23 protein-coding genes are annotated in these 20,407 nt (G+C 41.8%); 11 read left to right on the forward strand and 12 right to left on the reverse strand.

Going from position 1 to position 20,407, the window contains the following annotated elements; genetic code table 11:
- Window positions 1-26: 26 nt before the first annotated feature.
- On the forward strand, window positions 27-590 hold the full coding sequence (locus MHN81_RS22265; protein ID WP_239426750.1) for a metal-dependent hydrolase: 564 nt from the start codon (window positions 27-29) through the stop codon (window positions 588-590).
- A 58-nt stretch (window positions 591-648) separates the two neighbouring features.
- Here MHN81_RS22265 and MHN81_RS22270 read toward each other — a convergent pair whose 3' ends face one another.
- The 3 genes from MHN81_RS22270 to MHN81_RS22280 form a co-directional block, all read right to left on the reverse strand.
- Window positions 649-966, reverse strand: a complete 318-nt coding sequence (locus tag MHN81_RS22270) for a hypothetical protein (RefSeq protein WP_023400080.1) — start codon at window positions 964-966, stop codon at window positions 649-651.
- A 118-nt stretch (window positions 967-1,084) separates the two neighbouring features.
- The gene (locus MHN81_RS22275) at window positions 1,085-2,032 is read right to left on the reverse strand and encodes a helix-turn-helix domain-containing protein (RefSeq protein WP_036976599.1); all 948 of its coding nucleotides are present in this window, start codon (window positions 2,030-2,032) and stop codon (window positions 1,085-1,087) included.
- 110 nt (window positions 2,033-2,142) lie between these two features.
- On the reverse strand, window positions 2,143-2,682 hold the full coding sequence (locus tag MHN81_RS22280) for an isochorismatase family protein (protein WP_023400078.1): 540 nt from the start codon (window positions 2,680-2,682) through the stop codon (window positions 2,143-2,145).
- A gap of 189 nt (window positions 2,683-2,871) precedes the next feature.
- Between MHN81_RS22280 and MHN81_RS22285 the strand changes: the two genes are divergently transcribed.
- The 3 genes from MHN81_RS22285 (at window position 2,872) to MHN81_RS22295 (ending at window position 4,581) form a co-directional block, all read left to right on the forward strand.
- Window positions 2,872-3,063, forward strand: a complete 192-nt coding sequence (locus MHN81_RS22285; RefSeq protein ID WP_023400077.1) for a hypothetical protein — start codon at window positions 2,872-2,874, stop codon at window positions 3,061-3,063.
- A 289-nt stretch (window positions 3,064-3,352) separates the two neighbouring features.
- Entirely contained in the window at window positions 3,353-3,655 is a 303-nt protein-coding gene (locus tag MHN81_RS22290; protein ID WP_023400075.1) for a hypothetical protein, read from the forward strand.
- A 176-nt stretch (window positions 3,656-3,831) separates the two neighbouring features.
- Entirely contained in the window at window positions 3,832-4,581 is a 750-nt protein-coding gene (locus tag MHN81_RS22295; protein WP_023400074.1) for a transporter substrate-binding domain-containing protein, read from the forward strand.
- Window positions 4,582-4,617: 36 nt separating this feature from the next.
- On the opposite strand, the gene MHN81_RS22300 is transcribed toward MHN81_RS22295, so the two are convergent.
- The 4 genes from MHN81_RS22300 to MHN81_RS22315 all read right to left on the reverse strand — a co-directional run bounded on the left by MHN81_RS22300 (window position 4,618) and on the right by MHN81_RS22315 (window position 10,586).
- On the reverse strand, window positions 4,618-6,066 hold the full coding sequence (locus MHN81_RS22300) for a dihydrolipoyl dehydrogenase (protein ID WP_239426751.1): 1,449 nt from the start codon (window positions 6,064-6,066) through the stop codon (window positions 4,618-4,620).
- A 67-nt stretch (window positions 6,067-6,133) separates the two neighbouring features.
- Window positions 6,134-6,868: a glutathione peroxidase gene (locus MHN81_RS22305; protein ID WP_239426752.1), complete on the reverse strand. Its 735-nt coding sequence runs from the start codon at window positions 6,866-6,868 to the stop codon at window positions 6,134-6,136.
- Window positions 6,869-7,134: 266 nt separating this feature from the next.
- Window positions 7,135-9,303 (reverse strand): ATP-binding protein, encoded by a 2,169-nt coding sequence (locus MHN81_RS22310; protein ID WP_239426753.1) that lies wholly within the window; start codon window positions 9,301-9,303, stop codon window positions 7,135-7,137.
- Window positions 9,304-9,554: 251 nt separating this feature from the next.
- The gene (locus tag MHN81_RS22315) at window positions 9,555-10,586 is read right to left on the reverse strand and encodes a DUF4097 domain-containing protein (RefSeq protein ID WP_239426754.1); all 1,032 of its coding nucleotides are present in this window, start codon (window positions 10,584-10,586) and stop codon (window positions 9,555-9,557) included.
- Window positions 10,587-10,819: 233 nt separating this feature from the next.
- Between MHN81_RS22315 and MHN81_RS22320 the strand changes: the two genes are divergently transcribed.
- Window positions 10,820-11,617, forward strand: a complete 798-nt coding sequence (locus MHN81_RS22320; RefSeq protein WP_239426755.1) for an MBL fold metallo-hydrolase — start codon at window positions 10,820-10,822, stop codon at window positions 11,615-11,617.
- Between the two features lie 267 nt (window positions 11,618-11,884).
- Window positions 11,885-12,349 carry a GNAT family N-acetyltransferase gene (locus MHN81_RS22325; RefSeq protein WP_023400068.1) on the forward strand — a complete coding sequence of 155 codons (465 nt, stop codon included), beginning with the start codon at window positions 11,885-11,887 and terminating at the stop codon, window positions 12,347-12,349.
- Here the strand turns inward: MHN81_RS22325 and MHN81_RS22330 are convergent.
- Window positions 12,346-12,594, reverse strand: a complete 249-nt coding sequence (locus MHN81_RS22330) for a Rho-binding antiterminator (protein WP_239426756.1) — start codon at window positions 12,592-12,594, stop codon at window positions 12,346-12,348. The two genes, MHN81_RS22325 and MHN81_RS22330, sit on opposite strands and share 4 nt — an antisense overlap.
- Before the next feature lie 186 nt (window positions 12,595-12,780).
- On the opposite strand from MHN81_RS22330, the gene MHN81_RS22335 reads away from it, so the two are divergent.
- Window positions 12,781-13,170, forward strand: a complete 390-nt coding sequence (locus MHN81_RS22335; protein WP_023400066.1) for a response regulator — start codon at window positions 12,781-12,783, stop codon at window positions 13,168-13,170.
- Window positions 13,171-13,256: 86 nt separating this feature from the next.
- Here MHN81_RS22335 and MHN81_RS22340 read toward each other — a convergent pair whose 3' ends face one another.
- On the reverse strand, window positions 13,257-15,419 hold the full coding sequence (locus MHN81_RS22340) for a M3 family metallopeptidase (protein ID WP_023400065.1): 2,163 nt from the start codon (window positions 15,417-15,419) through the stop codon (window positions 13,257-13,259).
- Window positions 15,420-15,778: 359 nt separating this feature from the next.
- On the opposite strand from MHN81_RS22340, the gene MHN81_RS22345 reads away from it, so the two are divergent.
- The gene (locus MHN81_RS22345; protein WP_023400064.1) at window positions 15,779-16,354 is read left to right on the forward strand and encodes a DJ-1/PfpI family protein; all 576 of its coding nucleotides are present in this window, start codon (window positions 15,779-15,781) and stop codon (window positions 16,352-16,354) included.
- 102 nt (window positions 16,355-16,456) lie between these two features.
- The gene (locus tag MHN81_RS22350; RefSeq protein ID WP_023400063.1) at window positions 16,457-16,996 is read left to right on the forward strand and encodes a dihydrofolate reductase family protein; all 540 of its coding nucleotides are present in this window, start codon (window positions 16,457-16,459) and stop codon (window positions 16,994-16,996) included.
- A 22-nt stretch (window positions 16,997-17,018) separates the two neighbouring features.
- Here the strand turns inward: MHN81_RS22350 and MHN81_RS22355 are convergent, their stop codons facing one another.
- Window positions 17,019-17,447, reverse strand: a complete 429-nt coding sequence (locus MHN81_RS22355; protein ID WP_023400062.1) for a GNAT family N-acetyltransferase — start codon at window positions 17,445-17,447, stop codon at window positions 17,019-17,021.
- A 185-nt stretch (window positions 17,448-17,632) separates the two neighbouring features.
- On the opposite strand from MHN81_RS22355, the gene MHN81_RS22360 reads away from it, so the two are divergent.
- Window positions 17,633-18,124 carry a GrpB family protein gene (locus MHN81_RS22360; RefSeq protein WP_239426757.1) on the forward strand — a complete coding sequence of 164 codons (492 nt, stop codon included), beginning with the start codon at window positions 17,633-17,635 and terminating at the stop codon, window positions 18,122-18,124.
- Window positions 18,125-18,198: 74 nt separating this feature from the next.
- Here the strand turns inward: MHN81_RS22360 and MHN81_RS22365 are convergent, their stop codons facing one another.
- Complete coding sequence (locus MHN81_RS22365; RefSeq protein ID WP_023400060.1) at window positions 18,199-18,954, reverse strand: SDR family oxidoreductase; 756 nt, start codon at window positions 18,952-18,954, stop codon at window positions 18,199-18,201.
- 121 nt (window positions 18,955-19,075) lie between these two features.
- Here MHN81_RS22365 and MHN81_RS22370 point away from each other — a divergent pair, with 121 nt between their 5' ends.
- A complete protein-coding gene (locus tag MHN81_RS22370) occupies window positions 19,076-19,549 on the forward strand; it encodes an NYN domain-containing protein (RefSeq protein WP_023400059.1) in 474 nt (157 codons plus the stop codon).
- Between the two features lie 70 nt (window positions 19,550-19,619).
- Here the strand turns inward: MHN81_RS22370 and MHN81_RS22375 are convergent, their stop codons facing one another.
- A complete protein-coding gene (locus tag MHN81_RS22375) occupies window positions 19,620-20,384 on the reverse strand; it encodes an alpha/beta hydrolase (RefSeq protein WP_239426758.1) in 765 nt (254 codons plus the stop codon).
- Window positions 20,385-20,407: the final 23 nt, after the last annotated feature.

Here is a 20,407-nt window from a genome sequence, read left to right on the forward strand (position 1 = left end):
GTAGCACCTAAATTTGAGAGCGCTACGTGGCACCCGGAACACATTTTTTACTAAGTTGGACCATTTCTACAACATTACTCAAGCACCGAAGAGAGCGCTCTTTAGTCACTGTTTCTGGGGTTGCAGCCGATCTTGATGGTTTAGGGCTTGTAATTGATCTGCTCATCGGAACCACTAATTGGTATGGTCAATTACATCATGTCTTAACGCATAATTTAGTTACAGGTGTTATTTTGGCATCGATATGTGCATGGCTTGCGAGTGCGCAAAAGCATGTGGTTTGGGCGCTATCATTTACTTGTTTTCACCTACATATATTGTGTGACGTACTGGGGTCGAAAGGACCTGACGGCTTTCAGTGGCCTATCTATTATTTATATCCACTCTCAAGCGATTTTACTTTAGTATGGGCACAACAATGGTTGCTTAATGGTTGGCAAAATCAGTTATTTACCGCAATATTGCTGCTAGCGAGCCTCTACATTGCGGCGGCAAAAAAAATAACCTGCTTGGAGGTGTTCAGTGTGCGCTTAAATACAGAGGTATTTAACATGTACACCAAATATGTTGGAAAACATCATGTTAAATAGCGACACTGAAGCTTGTTTAAAACATCCCTTCTAGTTGAAAGTGGTAGACTTTTGGGTACTATAACTTTCCGTCCATATACGCATCTATTTCTTCGGCCATATACGACTCGATGTTATCTTCCAACTCAGATTTAGTGGTGTCGTGCATGGCTATAAACTTAGCTGCTTGCTCTGCACTTAGCAGTTTGTTTTTTACTCTATATTCCCATTCGGGTAAGGTTTTATCGTACCTAGGCACTACACTGACAGTTGCGAACTGGTTTTGCCAAGGGCCTGCGTTTTCTTTTTGACAAAAAGCTTCAATATGGTCTTTACCTTGTGGCCCCATACAGCCTGGTTCTAAACGTAATTGGATATAGAGTAATAAATCACTCATACACGCTCCGTAGGTTACAGTTTCTTTGAGTCTAGACGCTCATAAAGATAATATAAATCCTATTTCTGATCTACTCGTCATTGCATCGTTGTACATTGCTTTCAAGCTCGAAGTCAGCTCAACAAGCATGTTGTTGGCGAAATTGCTGTGGACTTAGCTGTGTAACCTGCGTAAACGCACGCCTAAACTGCCTTCCACTTGAGTAGCCGCAATGCTGTGCAACCACTTCGATACTTTGATTACTGTGCTTTAAAAGTTGTTTTGCGTGACCGACTTTGATGTGCAGTAAGTACTCTCGTGGAGTTATCCCTAAATGGAGTGAAAATAAGCGGCTTAACTGTCGTTGCGACAGACTGGCAATCGTGGCGAGTTGTTCAAGGGAGTAATGTTTGTCTACGTTGCTGCAAATGGTATCTTGGACTTTGTGAATGCTTCGGTGCATATGGTTGCGATATTGAAGCCAACAACTCAGCTGTGGGTCCTGACCGGTGCGACGAAAATACACTAGCATTTCCTGCGCTACCTGTGCGCCAATGTGCTCGCCGAATCGAGTCGCGATAAAGTAGATAGCCATATCAATACCTGAACTGATCCCCGCACTACTGATAATATTGTTGTCTTCAACAAAAATGCGGTTTTCAAGTGCGACACATTCAGGAAATGCTTGGCGCATTTTTTCTATGAGGTGAAAGTGAGTGGTATAAGTACGATGCGATAATAATCCGGCTTTGGCTGCAAGCACTGCGCCGGAGCAGATCGTCAAAATTGCCTGATGAGTTATGGTATTTTTCAGCCATTGTATGGTTTGAAGTGACGCTTCTGTTGAGTATGCTTCAAAAGCATGGTGGCAACCCGGAATGACTATAATGTCGTCAGCTTCTAGTTTTTCCGGTAGAGGCGTCAAATTTTGTAGTTGCAACCCGCCATCACATATCAGTTGGTCTGAAGCGCTGACATACTTTATATCAAAGGATACACCCAATCGCCGAGCTTCCAAAAATGCCTGCAAGGGCCCAGCAAAATCGAGAGGGAGGGTATCTGCTACGAAAACAAAATAGATATTCACGGTTGTTCGCCATTGCTTAAAATCACGCCGTATCATAAAGCGTATCAGCGTGATAAGAAATAATTGATAAAAACAAGCATGGAGTTCACTTGTTTTGTGCAGGTAAACAGTTAATAGTCACTGTGCCCGCGGATCGATGCAAATCGATTGGCCAGCACTAGATTTGTCTTTGCTTGTATATCAGAAGTTGAGTACTGAATATCAGTTGTAGGACAGATCATGTCAAACGTCAGTGTTGCATCAGTGACAAATTCTACCTTGAACCCTAAATCAAATGCGACTCTGGCGGTGGTCTCACAACATTGCTCAGTTCTGATCCCTGTAATGACGAGCGTATCAATCTGATTGCGTCTTAGCCAATTTTCAAGCCCGGTATCTGTAAAGGCGTTGTGAACCGACTTATAAAAAACCTTGGAAAACTGTTGTGGTAAAAAGTCCATTGGTTTTACTAGCCCAGAGCTTGGATTGAATGGACTACCTATCGCATCTTCTCTGCTGTGCAGGACTTTGACAATCGGTTGTTTTGTCGTGGTGAAATGGCTGATTAAACTCGTTAGGTTATTTTTAAATACGCCAAAGTCTTTGTCTTGCCAGTAGTCTGTTTCAAAAAATGAGTCCTGAGTATCAATAATAATAAGTGCTTTTGTCATGGTTTTTACCTGTGTTGATTATTGGAACTCCTAAAAATATAAAGGTTTTGCAATCAGGCGTAGATACGTGTTTTCGACAAGATTAGGTCATATTAGGACATGGCATGAGCTGGGTGTTTTTTATTCAGCACGATCGTTGACACGGTTCGGTTTTGTATATACGTTTGTATATACAAAAAAGGTTTAGGTATGGCAAAAAATAAAGATGCGCAGTTACTTGTGCGAATAAACAAAGCCCAGCGAGATGAATTTGTCGCGCTTTGTAATGAGCTTGAAACCAGCTCATCTCGTGAAATAAGAAAGTTCATTAAAAGGTTTGTGAGCAAACACAAAGTTAAGCACAAAGCACCAAAAGGAGATAATGATGGTCAAGAAAGTTGAAGTTAAAAAGCTAAAGAAAGAAGTGAAGCAGCGTATTAAAAAGATTGCTAAGCATGAAGCAAAAATCAAAAAACTGAAAAAAGCGATTAAGAAAGCTTAATTGAAGTTTAATCTGAAAAAAGCAGCGCAGGCTGCTTTTTTTATCTGTGTACATCGAACCAGGATTAAGTTTTTAGGGCGAAATGCAGGTAAAGCCGAGAATTTTGAAAGTAGCTGTGATAAACCCTTTGTCGCTATATTCGCATGAGTCTAATTGTCATAGACCGGTTTTAATTATCAGGAGTATGGTATGAGTTGGATTTGTGGTAATTGCCAAATGGAGATCGAAGATGACACATTTGAAGTTTGCTGGAATTGCAGTTGCGTTAAAGGTGAAAGCCAATCAAACAATGAGGAATATACGCCAGTCGACTGTATTAGGTGCGCTATCCCGCTGACGTTTATTGGCACGAAAGAGTTTCATGAAGGTATGCGCTGGGGCTTGTTGGGCAATCTAGCTGAGTTTTTTATCAACAAAGAGCAACTTGATATGTTTGCCTGTAAGCGATGTGGCAAAGTAGAGTTTTTTTTAGCAGGTAAGCAACGTCATTGAATCTCAATAACGCAAAAACTTGCTAAGAAAAGTGTTCCTCTTTGTGGCTTACTTACAAAGTCAACACGCATTGATATAGCAACCATATTAATCTATGAGGGGAATTATCACTTTACTCATGCCTTACAAACTGAGTGTTAGCATCTACACTTAAAATAGAATTAGGAAACCTTATAATGTTTAAATTCGTTTTTACTCTATTTGTCGTGATGCTGGCGCACAGCGCTTTGGCTAAAGAGCCGAAACTTGTTTGGTTTACAGAAGATTACCCTCCATTCAACTACCATGTGAATGGTCAAGTCGAGGGGATCTCAATTAAGGCGCTCAAGCTTATTTATCAAGATTTAGGATGGAAATTTGACGACAATGAAGTGATGTTATTACCTTGGCCAAGGGCATACCAAATGACTTTGTCAAATCGCAATGCCTGCATATTTTCCATGACGTATACAGAAGAACGCGCCAAGTTATTTCAGTTTATTGGTCCGACAATGGACAATCATGTTGCTATCATTGGCCACAAAGAGACTAGCTATAAGCTTTCAAACTTAACAAGTATTGGTGATCTAAAAATAGGTGTAGTAAAAAATGATATTGGCCACCAATTGTTGCGCCAAGCGGGTATTGATAAGGAAAGTTTAGTGTTTTTGGCGTCGGGGTTTGAGTTGGTGCAAATGCTAAAGTTGAAACGCATAGATCTCATCGCATATGGAGATGTAATTGCAAGATACCAATTTAAACGAGCAGGTATTAACCCAAAACACTATCGAATAGTGATGCCTTTGAGTTCATCTTATTTAGGATTTGCTTGTAACAAGGCGGTAGATAAGCATGTTGTAGACAAAATGAATGATGCACTTAAAACCATTAAACGCCGTCAGCCAGAGATTTTCGATCCAGAATATTTCTACAGTAAAGCAGAGTGAGTTTCGCTCACCCTGCTGTCACACAACTATATGTATTTAAGCACCTGGACCACACTCTAAACAGTGTTTAATTATGTCAGGACCAAATTTCAGTTTGGCATTGACGTTACGCAATGCTGTTCGGACTCCCTCTTCGATCACTGGGTGATAATATGGCATATCGAGCATCTGTGGTACGGTCATCTTGTTCTGAATAGCCCACGCCAGTAGGTGTGCGATGTGCTCTGCCGCAGGTCCAACAAACTCGGCACCTAAGAATAGACCGGTCCCCTGCTCTGCATAGACACGCATATGGCCTTTGTTTTTCAACATAACGCGGCTTCGGCCTTGGTTTTCAAAGCTTACTTCACCTATTTCGTAACATCCACATTCGCCGTAATTTGCCGTAAGTTGCGCATAGTTGTCTCCGACCATCCCAATTTGTGGATCACTAAATACAGCCGCAATCGGTGTGCGTCTTAAACCGTTACGTATATCTGGGTAACGCCCTGCGTTGACACCAGCAATCGTACCTTGGTCGGCCGCTTCGTGTAGCAGCGGGATTTGATCGCTCGCATCACCGGCGATAAATATATGGCTATTTCCACACTGCATTGTATGCGGATCCGCAAGGGGCACGCCATGGTCTTCTAGTTCCAAAGATGTATTTTCAAGGCCTAGTAAATCTACATTGGGCACCCTACCCGTTGCCGCAAGCACATAATCAAATTGCTCAGTTTGTGCTTGGCCTTGTTTATCAATATAAGTTAGCTGCGCTTTATTATCGACTACTTTCATATCAGAGACTTTTGCATCTGTATCTACATAAAACTCCTCTGCAAACACTGTGTTTGCATAGTCTCGGATCACAGGATCTGTAAGTGGGCCTATATTTCCACCAACTCCAAATAGCTTAACTTTTACGCCCAGCCTATGAAGTGCTTGACCGAGTTCTAAGCCTATAACACCGGGTCCAAATACTGCGACGGACTCAGGTAAGTCTTGCCAATCGAAAACGTCATCATTAATGATAAGTCGGTCTCCAAAAGCCAAAAATGGTTTCGGGATATTAGGTCGAGAGCCGGTTGCAACAACAAAGCGTTTTGCAGTGATCACTGTGTGGTCGTCAATTTGAACACGCTGATCGTCCAAAAATTTGGCATGTCCAATAATCCGATCTTCAGCGGGTAACTCTTCGACTGCGTCCACAACAAAGCCTACAAATCTATCTCTTTCACTGCGTACTCGCGCCATCACGGCTTGACCGTCAATTTTGGCAGGTTCGCTCATTACGCCAAACTGCGGGGCTTGCTCTATATGGTGGGCAGCTTCAGCAGCAGCTATTAACAGTTTACTTGGCATACAACCAACACGTGCGCAAGTTGTCCCATACTTGCCTGATTCAATCATCAGCACATTGGGTGTAAATTGCTTAGCATTCCGATAAGCACTAAGGCCAGCTGTACCTGCACCAATCACTACGACATCTGTTTCAAGCTGTTTCATTATTACCTCACTAAAGATTGGAAAAGTAGTATTCAGGGGCTGTCATGCCCCTTTACAGTGCTGGCTATTAGTTATTTTCAAAATAAGTTGTTAAATCATCTGAGCCGCCAATATGTGCTCCACCAATAAATACTTGAGGCACAGTTTCACGACCGGACAAGGCTTTTAAGCTGGTTAAGCTCGCCTGTTGGCCAAGCACTAACTCTTCGTACGCCAAACCTTTTTCACTGAGTAGTGCCTTTGCTTTGGCACAGAACGGACAACCTGGCTTTGTGATAATCGAAACTGGTTCAGGCTTTTTCTGTTCTGGGTTGATATATTCAAGCATGGTGTCTGCATCAGATACTTCAAATGGGTCGCCTGGTAAATCTGGTTCGATGAACATTTTTTCAATCACGCCATCTTTAACAAGCATTGAATATCTCCAACTACGCTTACCGAAACCAAGGTCGCTTTTGTCTACTAGCATGCCCATACCATCTGTGAACTCACCATTACCATCAGGAATAAGAGTGACATTGTCTGCTTCTTGGTCTTTTGCCCAAGCATTCATGACAAAGGTATCGTTTACTGACATACATACAATGTCGTCTACGCCATTTTGTTTAAAAACATTTGCCAGTTCATTATATCTTGGCAAGTGTGTTGAAGAGCATGTAGGCGTAAACGCACCAGGTAGTGAAAAGACAATAACTGTCTTATCTTTGAACAATTCATCTGATGTAATTTGTTGAAATTCTTCACCTACGCGAACTGGAAAAGTGACAGTTGGAATGTTTTGGCCTTCAATGTTATTTAGCATTTTATATTCTCCTCGAAAGTTGATGGAGCTATTATGTCGTCGGATTGGTTATTTGTATATTTGATTGAATTAATCAGACTAATCAAAAAAAGTGATTGGTTAGCGCCAGTCAAATCAAAGCATATTCAAAATATAGACGTTAAATGACAAATTGATTAGCCATGCTATACGTTGGCAAGCCGTCAACGTCGTTGTGTGGGTCTAAGTCATACTGGAATCAGGGTGTATAGAGGATAAAAAATAGTTTGGTGGCTTTTGTAAGTGTGTTATGCCTTTATAGGTAAAGTAAATTGAATCACGATGCCACCCAAGTCACTGTGTTTGGCTTCAATACTTCCTTGGTGTAATTCGATGATTTTTTCGCAGATGGACAAACCAAGGCCTGAACCTCCCAGATCTCGACTGCGAGACTTGTCGCAGCGATACAAGCGCTCAAACAATTTGCCAAGCGCTTCTGTACTCACCCCTGGCGCACTGTCTTCGAAGTGGCAAACTACTGTTTGCTGCTGCTGGAAAACGCTTATTTTAATCTCTCCAGGTTGATCCGTATAATGTACGCTATTTCTCGCTAGGTTGTTGAAGACTTGATTTAATCGGCTAATGTCACACTCAATGTGTAAGGAGTCAGGTAACTGGTTGACATACAAGACATTGATATCTGAGTTGTCCAAAATAGGCGCTATGGCAACAGCAAGGTCATCGAACAGTGACCGCGCTTGACAAGTTTCAAACTCAAGGCGCAAGTTATTGGTATCTGCTTGGGCTAATTCGTAAATATCTGCAATCAGCGTATTGAGCATATCTAACCTACGTTGCAATACTTGGTAAGTGGTTTTTGGGTCTTCTGTTAGGTTGTATTCCAGTGCTTCAATGTTTAACTTTAAAACGGTTAAAGGTGTACGCAGTTCATGGGATACATCTGCAAGTAACTGTTGTTTCAGGCTTAAACTTTGACTAAGTAACTCAGCTTCTTTTTCCATTACTCGACGACGTTTCAAATGGTACAGGTAAAACAGCAACAAAAAGTTAATCAATACAATAATTGCGGCAGCAAGGACCACGGTACGTGTTTTTGTATCCTCTTGTTGTTTGGCAAGCCCTGCTTGCAACTCGTTGACCTCAAGTCGCTTCAGACCTATTTCACTGTTGAGCTTTTTCGCTTCTAAGCGTGTTGAAATGGCGATTTTGTCAATTTGTGTTTTCATCGTAAAAGCACGCTCTTGATAAGATAACGCCTGTTCAAACTCGCCCAAATGCTTGTGCGCCACAGCGAGGCTTTGCAGTATTTGCAAGTTAACTTCATTACTCGTAGTGTTGTGTCGCTTTAGCAACAACTCAATAGCTTCTTTAGGTCGAACATGCGCCAATGCTTGACCTAGGTATACTTGATATCTTTTGAATAAGCTCACGTTGTCTTGCTCATTTAACTGAGCAAGTGACTGTGTTATCAGTTTTATTGCCTCGGTATAGTTGCTATTGGCAAGCGCAATTTGTCCCTTTATGGCATCTGTTTTCGCTATGTTTTTGGCATTTTCAACCTGTTCGAAAAGCGCGCTTGCTTCATTGATAGCTGTGCGGGCAGCAGCCAGATCCTTAAGGGCAATGTATTGCTCTGCTATGTGCAGCTTTGCGACACCCATATAGTTTTTGTCACCAAGCTTGGTATCAATATCATAGGCCTTATTTAGTGCGTCTATCGCAGCTGGGTGATCAAATAGCTTTTCGTAGATACGAGCGAGGCTGTAATACGTTGATGAAATATGTGTCAAGCTGACATCAGGTTGTCCCGTTTGAAACTCGAGTTGTTGATTTAGTACATCAAGAGCTTTGTCGAATTGATTAAAATCACGATATATACGGGCTTCTGTGCTTAGCGCTGCACTAAATAAATGTACGTTATTAATGCGGTTGGCCGTATCTTTTGCCTGAAACACGTGAGATAGAGCTTGGAAATAATCTCGTTGCTCAGATAAAACATTGGCGAGCATACGGTGAGCATGGCTTTGCATGCGCACATCTTTGGTCTGGGAAAACAGGGATATTGCTTGTTCAAAGTGGTACTTAGCGTCCTTACTATTTCCTATCAGGATGGCCAAATCTCCTGCTACCCAATGGTATTTACCAAGAAAAACGGTATTGGGGAATTGCGCCAAGTGAGCTGAAAACTCTTCGAGGCGGGTTGCCGCTTTTGTAAATTGATTGGTTCTGACAAAGTGAAGTGCACTGCGATGCAGTACATAGGTGCGCTGCTGCGCTGTTAAGCTTGGGTCCGCAAGTAATGTATACGATTGTTCAAGCAATGCGTGTCTATCTTTTTTGCCTTTGCCTTTGGCTTCAGCTTGAGACTGATATTGCTCAAAGCTATTCGATGAATGTGTATCAAAACTGGCAAATGAAAGTGATAGTAAACACGTAGATATAAGAAGCTTAAACACCGCGATCCCATAGGATTAAAAAGCAAAAGAGCTATATTATGAGAACTTGAAGAGTGGGGGTATAGGTAATTATTATTAACAACGCCTAATTGATATGCATTTTTTGCATGCAAATGTCGCCTTTTGCATAAGCACTCATATCAATTTATTGGACTATCACTTCGACGTAAGAATTTTTTATATTTTCAGTTAGCTGTATGCTCCTTATTAAGAGCATACAGCAAGCGTAGTTGCCTAGGCTGATAGCAGGATCAGCCGTTGCCATTGATATTGTATACGTGCTTTACATTGGAGATCTTTACTTCACCAGCGCCATCTTCTTTAATATTCAATTGCTGAGCGTCGCGCACTTCGATATCGCCAGAGTCATCTTCAATTACAACTTGGCCTTGCGTTCGGGCTACTGAAATATCACCCGACCCATCAACGATGTTTACATCGCCTTCAATATTGGCTACTCGAATATCACCAGAGTCATCATGTAGTTCAACGGATAGCCCACCGTCGATCTCAATTTCACCTGAGCCATCGGTTACCGTAATGGTGCCCACAACATTACTAAGCGTGATATCACCTGAATTATCTTCGATCTCTACAGACTTGCCACCACTTATTTCGATTTTACCTGAGCCGTCTTTTAGTTGGATGGCACCAAGAATATTGTGAAGAGTGATATCGCCTGAGTCATCCTCAATTTCTACGGATTTGCCTGAATCAATGGCAATATCGCCTGATTGATCTTCAATACGGATATTACCAAGCGCGTTCGAAATTGAAATACTGCCTGAGTCATCATCAATCTCAATTTGGCCTCGGATTTTGGCTAATTCAATGTGGCCAGAGTTATCATCGATTGCCACTGCTTCAACATTCGAAATCGAGATATGGCCTGAGTCATCTTGTACATCGACGAGTAAATGCTCGGGTACAGTGACTTCGATATCAATTTTTGGGCTGTGCTGTGCATACCAAAACACTCTTACTTCAGTGTCATGTTTGGCAATCAGTTTTGCAGCATCACCCTGTTTATCTAAAGATAACGTGTAGGTTCTGTCAGATGTTGTGAAAACATTGGCTGTTAATGAAATAGCTGTCGCGCTTTTAACACCCTTAACCACAATATTTCCAGCATTGTTATCAATTGCAAGGCGGCTTAATCCTTGAGCAGGAATTGAAAGTGTTTGTGTTTGTTGTACTAAATCGTCTTGTGCATTGCCATTAACATGCACAACACAACCACTTAGTAGTAAACCGGCTATGATAGGAGTAATGATTCTTTTCATCTGATGAGTCTTCTAATTGTAATTTGTTCAGTATTGAGAGCAAAGATAGGGCCATAAATTCAATTTTTTTAAAGTTATGATTTTTAAAGGGTTTTATTTTAAAGAGAATATCGTAATTGTAATTTTGACCACTTTTTAGTTTTTAATATAATAAATTCGCCAGTTTGATGTCATGACATTGTCAATATGTGTAAGTAACTTTGGATCAGAACTGCTGACAGAAGAGCTTGATAATGTTTCAAGAAATGCCCGTATCCCCGGCCCTAGCCCAGCCCTTTGATACACAGAGTTTTCCAGATGCTGCATTATTTTTAGGTGTGGGTGATGCCAGCTCTGTTGAGCTAGGCAATTCAGCTTGCGTGTTGCTATGTCGCTCAGTACCTTGGCTGTTAATCGACTGTGGTCACGATACGTTGAGCCGATATGAACAGGTATTTCCAGATAGCTTGCCAAGTGCTGTTTTTATCACCCATTTACATTACGATCATATTGGTGGTTTAGAGCAACTATATTTTAAGGCTGCCCTATCAGGGCACCAAGTCAGACTGTATGTGCCGGTATTTTTGGTGCAACAGTTATGTGCGATGCTGAGATATACAAAATTAGCAGAGACTAAAGTTGATGTATGGCATACCTTTATTTTACACCCTGTATCCGAATCTTTTTGGCATCTGGGTGTTAAGCTGTGGACCTATCCTGTTCGCCATCACGCGCCAAACTCTGCTTTTGCACTGCATGTACCTAGCATTGTATTCTATTCAGGGGACACGCGTCCTATTCCAGAGTTATTAACGCATGTCAGTTCTGACGGCGAAGTCATATTGCATGATTGTGCTGTAAAAGGTAATCCCAGTCATAGTGGGATAGAAGATTTAATACGAGAGTACTCTCACTCGCAGCGTAACAGGTTGTGGGCTTATCATTACCACAGTGAGCAGGATAGAAATGCCTTTGTGCAAGCTGGGTTAAAATATGCCAGAGCAATGCAGCCTATTCAATTGGCTAACAACAGCCAAAACCTACCTCTCTGATTAAGACGACTTTTTGAACTTTTTGAGTTGTTTTGTACCCATTTACTGCGATAAATCGCATTTTAATAACATTTAAACTATTTTCCGTTATACTTGCGTCAAATTAGATTACACTGAATTGTTTACATGAGCGACGGCCTTCAATTTTATCTAGGCTGAATACCACAGAGATCGACTCATGACTTGTTGTGATAACTATGTATACAGCCAATAATGGTGTATTCGCAAAATTTGCGAGCGACAAAATAACAATGTAAAAGGGACCCTATGCAGCTAGTAGAGCTAACGTCTGATGATCCTAACGTACAAGATTTATTTGCAGAAATAGATCGCTTAATGAATACCCTCTACCCAATCGCGAGTGATCAATCGCTGGCACTTGTGGAGTTAAACCAGCCTAATGTTCGAGCGGTGGGGTTGAAAAATGAATCAGAGATTGTGGCATGTGGTGCCATTGTCAAACAGTTTGATAAAACTTTATATGGTGAAATAAAACGCTTGTATGTTAAACCAAGCTTCCGTGGTAAAGGCTTATCAAAACGTATTATGCAGATCCTCTTGCACTATGCAGGCGATGCCCAAATCCCCTTGATCCGCCTGGAAACTGGGGTGAAACAGGAAGAATCAATTAAGTTGTATGAATCCCTAGGATTTGAAAGATGTGAGCGATTTGGTTTATACAGGGACAACCCGCTTAGTGTATTCATGTCTTTGTCTCTACAGCCCGATTAACTGTCGGTTTTAAAGTTAATCGATTTAAAAAAAGGGTTTTGGGTTAAGGCTGTGAGCTTTAATATTGAGTCCATCTCAATAAGAACCTCTTGTCCGTCTTGCTCTACAAGCAGACATTGTGCTCGTTGACTATTGTACACGATGTCTTTCGCCACACCCTGGTACACTTTATTCAGTGTGGCCACCTTGAGCATAAAGTGTTTCATGCATGCTACTTCAATGAGATCTGTCTCTTCACAGCGCATTTTCCTTCCCCTAGAGTGATGAGTTGTATCGTTAAATTTTATCATAGTTGATGCGTCCTGCTCGAGTAAAAGCATTGATTATCACACTGGGTTTAGGTGTTGCTGTAAAGGGGTTAGACAAGAGGCTAAAAATTGTCTAATTTTGAAGTTCGACACTTAATCCAAGCGTGCTGATAAGGATATAAGATGAGAATTTTGGTGGTTGATGACATGACGTCCATGCGTCATGTGATGATTAATATGCTGAGAAAGCTTGGCTTTGATGATATTGACGAAGCAATCGATGGAAAACAAGCACTAACGTTGCTGGGTAAACGTAGATATCAACTGGTTGTCTCAGACCTTAATATGCCACATGTCGACGGATTAACGTTATTAAATACAATTAGAGACACGCCTCAATTGGCAAAAGTGCCTGTGCTAATGGTAACCTGCGAAAATAGTAAAGAGCGGGTACAGGAAATATTGCTAAAGAAAGTCGATGGATTTGTCATAAAGCCATTCAATATGGCAACTCTTATACAGCAGCTTAAGCGAATTAAAGTGCTAGATGAGCATGGCCAACTATGTGAATAGGTTGACAAGTATGTCAGCGAGTTAAGTTGGATAGCAATAAAAAGGGCGTGTAATTTCACGCCCTTTTTATTATTTAGAACCTGGCCTTATTTGGTTTCAGGAAAACCACGGTCACGCATCAGTGCGCTCACATCGGCATCGCGGCCACGGAATTTACGATAGGCTTCTGCTGGGTCCATCGCATTTCTAACCGCAAAAAGGTAGTCAACTAAGCGTTTTGCAACATCTTTGTCGTAGAAACCACCTGGTGCATTGGCAAAGGCCTCAGCTGCGTCAGAAGTCAGTACTTCAGCCCATAGGTAACCATAGTAAGCGGTCGCATAACCCTCGCCAGAGAAAACATGGCTAAAGTGCGTTGTTCTGTGTCGCATAACAATTTCGCTTGGCATACCGATCGCTTCGAGTTGTGCTTTTTCAAATGCAACTGGGTCACCGATCTTATCTGGATCTGTGGTATGGAATTTCATGTCCATAATGGCAGATGCAAGGTATTCAGTCGTTGCAAAACCTTGATTAAACGTCGAAGACTCTTTGATCTTTTTAACCAAAGATTGTGGCATTGGTTTGCCTGTTTCATTGTGTAATAAGAACTTATTGATAACTTCTTCGGTTGATAACCAACGTTCTAACAACTGAGATTGAAACTCTGTGTAGTCACGTACACCAGAGTTTGAACTAGGGTATTTTACATTTGAAGACAGTGCGTGCAGCGAGTGGCCAAATTCATGGAAATAGGTTTCTGCATCGCTCCAAGAAACTAACGTCGCCTGCCCTTCTGGGCCTTTTACGAAGTTTGAGTTGTTAGTGCTCAAGACATTTGTCTTGCCATCGATAGACGTGTGGTTACGGAATGAAACCGCCCATGCGCCAGAGCGCTTGCCTTGACGAGCAAATGGGTCTAGATACCACAAACCAATGTGCTTGCCAGTGGTTTTGTCAGTTACTTCCCATACTTTGACATCTGGGTGGTACACAGGTACTGACCCGTCTTGGATAGGTGAGAACTCATAGTTGAATAAGCGTCCCGCAACATAAAACATCGCATCTGTTAGCTTGTCTAGCTGCAGATACTGTTTAATCTCGTTTGAATCTAAGTTGTACTTGGCTTTACGTACTTTTTCAGCATAGAAACGGTAATCCCAAGGCTCAATCTTGATGTTTGCGCCTTCTTTATCCGCAATTGCTTGCATGTCCGCAACTTCTTCTTTTACGCGTGCAATCGCAGCTGGCCATACCTTGTCCATCAGAGCAATGGCATTTTTAGGGTTTTTCGCCATTCGATCTTCTAGTCGCCACTGAGCATAGTCTTCAAAACCAAGTAGCTCAACACGTTCACGGCGTAGCTTTAAGATCTCTGAAATAACGGCCTTGTTATTGTGTTCACCAGCGTTATTGCCGCGACTATAGTAATTTTGCCAAACAGCTTTACGCAATTCACGCTCTGTTGAGTAGGTTAAAAACGGATCCATAGAAGAGCGAGTGTTGGTGATCGCAAACTTACCCGGCTGACCTTTTTTCTCAGCGGCACTCGCTGCCGAATCAATAAATGCTTGTGGTAAACCTGATAGTTGGTCCTTTGTTAGGAAAGTTGTGTAACCTTCTTCATCGGCAAGGACATTGTTACCAAACTTAGTGTATAACTTTGATAGCTCAAGGTTAATTTCTGCATAGCGTTCAGCTGCCTGCCCTTCCAATGTTGCACCATGGCGTGCAAAGCTATTGTACTGAGTCCAAGTAACACGCTGCTGTTCAGGTGTTAATGTTTTATATTCTGCGCCTTCATAAACCGCTTTTACACGCTGAAACAGTGCTTTATTTTGGTTGCGCGTAGATTCAAACTCAGACAACTTAGCCATCACAATCGCTTGTTGCTCGCGTACTTCAGGGGAAGACAGATTAGTAATGTACGTGACAAAATAAGCGTATAGGCGATTTGTGGCACTACCAGAGCGCTCAAGTGCAGCAATGGTATTTTCAAAGGTTGGGGCATCTGAGGTGTTCACAATGGCTTCAAGCTCAGCTAGGTTTTCAGCCAGTGCGATTTCAGCAGCAGGTACTAAGTCTTCGAGTTTCATTTCGCCAAACTGAGGAACACCTTGATATGGGCCTGTGTACTCTTTCAGCAAATGATTGTTGTATTGTTTTTTAACTTGTTCAACTTGGGCTGAGTCTTGTGAGCTTGGTGTCGCTGTGCACCCTGCTAGCGCTAAACACACTGCTGCGCTCAAAAATGACATTTTTAATTTCATAGTGTTCTCAGTTTGCTTGGATTGATAATTGTGAGTATTTGAGTTGCAATATTGACCAAAGATTGGTCCCTATATCTTATTCTTATGGAGATACAAGCTTGCTATAACGGGAACATAGTACTGTAATCAATATAAAGTGCAAATGGGATTGATAGTTAAAGTATTGCAAAATGTGAAATCGATTTTGTGAGCTAAGTTTATCGCTTTAAAATCACATTTCGTCGAAAGTTTGGTGAAATTATTTATTTTTTCATTATAGGGGACTGTGAATTTTAAATGTGTTCATAAAACTTTCTCTTGATTGTTGGCTAAAATTGAGCCACTTTAAATGACACATACTGTAAACCCGTGATGAAATCATGGAAATTGGTATCTTTATATATAACGGTGTTGAAGCGTTGGATTTTTGTGGTCCACTCGAGGTTTTTAGCACCGCCTCACGTATTGCAAATCGCCCTATTAACGTTAGTTTGATAGCTCCGAGTAATTCGCCCATTAGAGCGCGCGGAGACTTGTCAATAAACCCACATTTTTGTATTCATGGTCATCCAAGGTTTGATTTATTAATTGTCGCCGGTGGAAAGCTGGATCGCGTCATTAACAACCAAGCAGTATTGGATTGGTTAGCGGAAACCGCGACCCACACGCGACACTGCGCTTCAATTTGCAGTGGCGTGTTTTTGTTTGCAAAAGCCGGATTGATCGAAGGGAAAACGGTCACCACACATTGGGAACGGGTAGATGAGCTAAGCAAACAGTATCCACATTTATTAGTGATTAACGATAAAAGATTCGTCACAGATCAAAATTTTACTAGCTCAGCAGGTGTTGCATCGGGCATTGATATGAGCCTCGATATGGTGAAAAAAAGGTTTGGCTTTGACGTCGCGCGAAAGACAGCTCATCAGATGGATTATCTATGGGCTGAGTTGTAACGGGTGCGATCTCGTTGGGTACTAAAAATTTTACCAAAGTTGCTAATAAATCTGTATTTTTAGCCGATACTTAGTCATTGGCTAAGGCAAGCGGTTACAGTAATGAGCAAAAAGAATACAGTATATTTGGCACAAAGCCTCGATGGCTTTATTGCCGATCAGCAGGGCAATATAGATTGGTTATCCAAAATAGACAACCCAGACCACAGTGATCTTGGGTTTGGCGCGTTTATGGCGGATATAGATGCGATTGTGATGGGGCGAAATACATTTGATCAGGTAATGAAATATGGTCAATGGCCTTATGATAAGCCTGTGTTTGTGCTCAGCAAGTCTTTAAAGGAGTTGCCCCTGCAAAGTAAAGGCAAAGCCTATCTTGTATGTGCGAGTGAGCGTGAGGTTATTAATCAGCTGCATCAGTTGGGCCATAATAGGCTGTATATCGATGGTGGCAAGCTGGTACAGAATTTCTTGAGCCAAGGGCTAATTGATGAGTTGATTGTTATAACAGTACCAGTGGTTCTTGGAAAGGGACTAAAGTGGCTACCAGAGCAGCCACTCAATTGTAAAATAAGTTTATTGGCAACGTCGGTACTGTTGGGGCAATTGGTGCAGTCCCATTATCAAATAGTAGCAAAGTAGCCGTTGTAAAGGGGGTTGACAATTAACCCCCATACAACACCATTTCGTATTCAAATTCATCTTCAAAGTAGATACTAAACCCTAGTTGCTGATAGAGCCGAACAGCAGGATTGCCTTTAAGAACGGTTAAATATGCTGGTGTGTGAGCATATTGGGCGAGGAGGCATTGCAAGATGGCGGTACCAAACCCTCGATTTTGATGTTGGGGAGCAATTTGCAACTGCATAATTTCGAGGCGTTCATCGTTCGCGCGGTATTTTAAGCATCCGACTTTATCTCTGTTAATAAATACGATCTTTGAACCTTGTAAGTGTTCTTCTAAGCGGCTGATATGGGCTTCATGGCACAAGAAGATGCCTTGTCGTTCTAGGTGCTCTGTCATTGTTTGTTTTCTTAATGACAATAAGTATGGCTTATCTGACTCGGTAGCGGGCTGAAGTGTTATTTTCATGTGCTCATCCTAGCGAACTGTATATTGGAATGCGTAATGTGAGACTACTGAAACAACTCAATGGAGACGATACCATGGCTACGTGACAAAATAGCCATGCCGAGAAAGATAAGATGAATATGTTGTTAGGACTAGAAATATGGTCGGTGGAGGCGTCTGATAGTATATAGGTATGGGAAATTTACATGAAAATAGAGCTGTTTGACTATGACCCAACTTGGCCAGACAAGTTTGAATTGGAGCGTAAGAGGTTACATTCGGCTTTGGCGCCATGGCTTTTTGGCTCTATTGAACACGTCGGCAGCACAGCAATATCAGACATGATAGCCAAACCTATAATTGATATTATGGTAGGCGTAAAAAGCCTGAATGGATCTCGTGGCGCAATCGAGGCTTTATGCCGCCATGGCTATTGTTATTACCCCTACAAACCCGAACAAATGCACTGGTTTTGCACTCCATCACCGACGTTTCGCACTCACCATGTTCATTTAACCCCTTATCGTAATGCACTTTGGTTTGAAAGAATAAAATTTCGAGATAGGTTGCGAGGTAATCAAGAACTTGCCGATCAATATGCGCAATTGAAGCTGTCATTGGCGCAAAAAAACCGCGATGATAGAGAGGCGTACACGCGTGAAAAGTGGCCATTTATTCAAAATGTATTAGAGTTGTAAAAAGCTAGTTGTGTTTATGCTTAATCAAGGCAAGCAAGAGACTTGCCCTGCTATCTCAATTCATTTTCAGCATTCTAACGCGCAACAAAACCGCCGTTGACCAACAGTGTTTGTCCAGTTGTCCACTGTGACTTTGCAGAGGCAAGGAATTCCACAACAGGAACGATGTCCTCTACTTTTCCCAATCGGCCTGCAACACTGGCGGTATTTAGAAAGGCAACAGAGTCAGGGTCTTCTTGCTGGTGAAAAAAATCAGTATCGATGGGACCTGGGCAAATCATGTTCACCGTGATCCCCCTGGCACCAACTTCTTTGGCGAGTGCTTTAGTAAATTGTTCTAACGGTGCTTTTGAGCCTGCATACAGTGCATAATTACCTGTAAACGCATCTAAGAGAGAGGTTCCGATATTAATCACTCTGCCATTGTCTTCGAGGAATTTGGCAGCTTGTTGCATGACGAAAAAAGCCCCTTTGCAATTTATGTTAAATAACCGATTAAAGTCGTCTTCGGTATAGTCGATAAAGGCTTTCTTAGAGATTTGGCCCGCATTATTAATAACAATGTCGACCTTTCCATATGCTTCTTTTGTCTGTGTGAAAAGGTTTATAACATGGGATTGCTGAGCGAGGTCACCCTGTATCACGAGTGCTCTTTGCCCCATTGCTGTGATTTTCTGTGCTGTTTTTTCTGCTTCAACAAAAGAGTGGTCACTGTGATAGTGAATAACGATATCACAGCCTTGCTTAGCAAGGTTTAAGGCAAAAGCCTGTCCCATATTTTTTGCGCCACCCGTTATTACGACAACTTTATCTTTCAACTCTGTATTCATAATGCATTCCTTTTCATTTTTGTAGTCATATTAACTATAGTTGCTTTACGCTGTGTCTATCATTTTGATTGATGTTAGACTTATCTTTTTTATAATCTTCGATTCGTATTGAGAGCCTAGAATGCAAACAGTGAGTATCTTTGTGGATGTACAGAATATCTACTACACCACAAGAAGTGCCTATAAACGTAACTTTGATTACAATCGCTTTTGGGCTGAAGTGACGAATAACCGCCTAGTGGTAAATGCCTATGCTTACGCGATTGATAGAGGTGATGAGAAACAACGTCAGTTTCAGAATATTCTCAGGGCGATTGGATTTGAGGTGAAATTAAAACCTTTTATTCAGCGTGCCGATGGCTCGGCAAAAGGTGACTGGGATGTTGGAATTACGATAGATGTACTGGAGGCTGCCGAGAAGTCAGATATTGTGGTGTTGGTATCAGGTGATGGCGACTTCGATATTTTACTCAATACGGTGCGAGACAAATATCAAGCTGAGGCTCATGTGTACGGTGTCCCATCACTTACAGCTGCTAGTTTAATGAATGCAGCATCCCGATTTATACCCATTGAAGACACTTTGCTGCTATAGAATTGAGCTAAATTACTTGTTTTTTAAAGTAACAGGAGTGGCTACTCTGCCTGCATTCACTGCACGTCGATTAGTTGCTTACCTGTTGCTTTAAGGTGCTACAAGATTGCCCTTTTAAATAGCGACTGAACAAGCTTTGGATTTTTTGTTTCAACCATACAGGACCATTATCTGTCATATCATTGTGCCTAGATTCAGGAATTTTTATCACACAGCCAGGATATGTTTTAAGTTCGCTATTTGTGTATAAGACACCCTCATCAGCTGGGAAATCGCTCGCTCGAATAGATAAGACGGGAACGTTTATGTTACGAGGAAGCGGTACGCGCCTGTGATCCAACGTTACTAAGCCAGAAATATAGTCTTTGCCGTGGTTTATTAATAATGCAGATAGGTCTCCTCCATTGGAGTGACCGACGAGCAATAAATTGTCGAAGTCATACTGTGGGTAGCTAGACGCTAATTTAGTACGGACAAACTCAATTGTTTTTGCGCCACGAAGCCAGTTTTCCTGACGTGTTTGGAACAAGTTCCCTGATACGGACAGCGGCGGATCGGTTTTCAACTCATGCCTTATTGCTACGGTTAGGTAGCCTAGATTAACTAAGGTTTCACTTAAAAATTGGTATTCTTGGTGAGGAACACCGTAGCCTGCACTGATAAATGCCACGGGGCATGGTTTTTTTACATGGCAACTACTGGCTGTTTTAGGCCGCTTTATCTCAATGGGAACTGCCCTATTGCGCGCTTTATCATGCAATAAGCTGATTGGTTGTTCCGACGCATGAACACTGACCGCAATTGTTGTTAAAAGTGCTAAAACCGTTTTTTTCACCGTACTACATTCCCTTTGATATT

This window comes from Pseudoalteromonas sp. Of7M-16, from assembly GCF_022347805.1.
GTDB lineage: Bacteria > Pseudomonadota > Gammaproteobacteria > Enterobacterales > Alteromonadaceae > Pseudoalteromonas > Pseudoalteromonas luteoviolacea_F.

Bases quoted from the DNA above. Each gene is read 5' to 3' on its own strand.
- MHN81_RS22270 (WP_023400080.1), bottom strand. From the start codon at position 966: ATGAGTGATTTATTACTCTATATCCAATTACGTTTAGAACCAGGCTGT.
- MHN81_RS22280 (WP_023400078.1), bottom strand. From the start codon at position 2,682: ATGACAAAAGCACTTATTATTATTGATACTCAGGACTCATTTTTTGAA.
- MHN81_RS22285 (WP_023400077.1), top strand. From the start codon at position 2,872: ATGGCAAAAAATAAAGATGCGCAGTTACTTGTGCGAATAAACAAAGCC.
- MHN81_RS22290 (WP_023400075.1), top strand. From the start codon at position 3,353: ATGAGTTGGATTTGTGGTAATTGCCAAATGGAGATCGAAGATGACACA.
- MHN81_RS22295 (WP_023400074.1), top strand. From the start codon at position 3,832: ATGTTTAAATTCGTTTTTACTCTATTTGTCGTGATGCTGGCGCACAGC.
- MHN81_RS22300 (WP_239426751.1), bottom strand. From the start codon at position 6,066: ATGAAACAGCTTGAAACAGATGTCGTAGTGATTGGTGCAGGTACAGCT.
- MHN81_RS22305 (WP_239426752.1), bottom strand. From the start codon at position 6,868: ATGCTAAATAACATTGAAGGCCAAAACATTCCAACTGTCACTTTTCCA.
- MHN81_RS22315 (WP_239426754.1), bottom strand. From the start codon at position 10,586: ATGAAAAGAATCATTACTCCTATCATAGCCGGTTTACTACTAAGTGGT.
- MHN81_RS22320 (WP_239426755.1), top strand. From the start codon at position 10,820: ATGTTTCAAGAAATGCCCGTATCCCCGGCCCTAGCCCAGCCCTTTGAT.
- MHN81_RS22325 (WP_023400068.1), top strand. From the start codon at position 11,885: ATGCAGCTAGTAGAGCTAACGTCTGATGATCCTAACGTACAAGATTTA.
- MHN81_RS22330 (WP_239426756.1), bottom strand. From the start codon at position 12,594: ATGCGCTGTGAAGAGACAGATCTCATTGAAGTAGCATGCATGAAACAC.
- MHN81_RS22335 (WP_023400066.1), top strand. From the start codon at position 12,781: ATGAGAATTTTGGTGGTTGATGACATGACGTCCATGCGTCATGTGATG.
- MHN81_RS22340 (WP_023400065.1), bottom strand. From the start codon at position 15,419: ATGAAATTAAAAATGTCATTTTTGAGCGCAGCAGTGTGTTTAGCGCTA.
- MHN81_RS22345 (WP_023400064.1), top strand. From the start codon at position 15,779: ATGGAAATTGGTATCTTTATATATAACGGTGTTGAAGCGTTGGATTTT.
- MHN81_RS22350 (WP_023400063.1), top strand. From the start codon at position 16,457: ATGAGCAAAAAGAATACAGTATATTTGGCACAAAGCCTCGATGGCTTT.
- MHN81_RS22355 (WP_023400062.1), bottom strand. From the start codon at position 17,447: ATGAAAATAACACTTCAGCCCGCTACCGAGTCAGATAAGCCATACTTA.
- MHN81_RS22360 (WP_239426757.1), top strand. From the start codon at position 17,633: ATGAAAATAGAGCTGTTTGACTATGACCCAACTTGGCCAGACAAGTTT.
- MHN81_RS22365 (WP_023400060.1), bottom strand. From the start codon at position 18,954: ATGAATACAGAGTTGAAAGATAAAGTTGTCGTAATAACGGGTGGCGCA.
- MHN81_RS22370 (WP_023400059.1), top strand. From the start codon at position 19,076: ATGCAAACAGTGAGTATCTTTGTGGATGTACAGAATATCTACTACACC.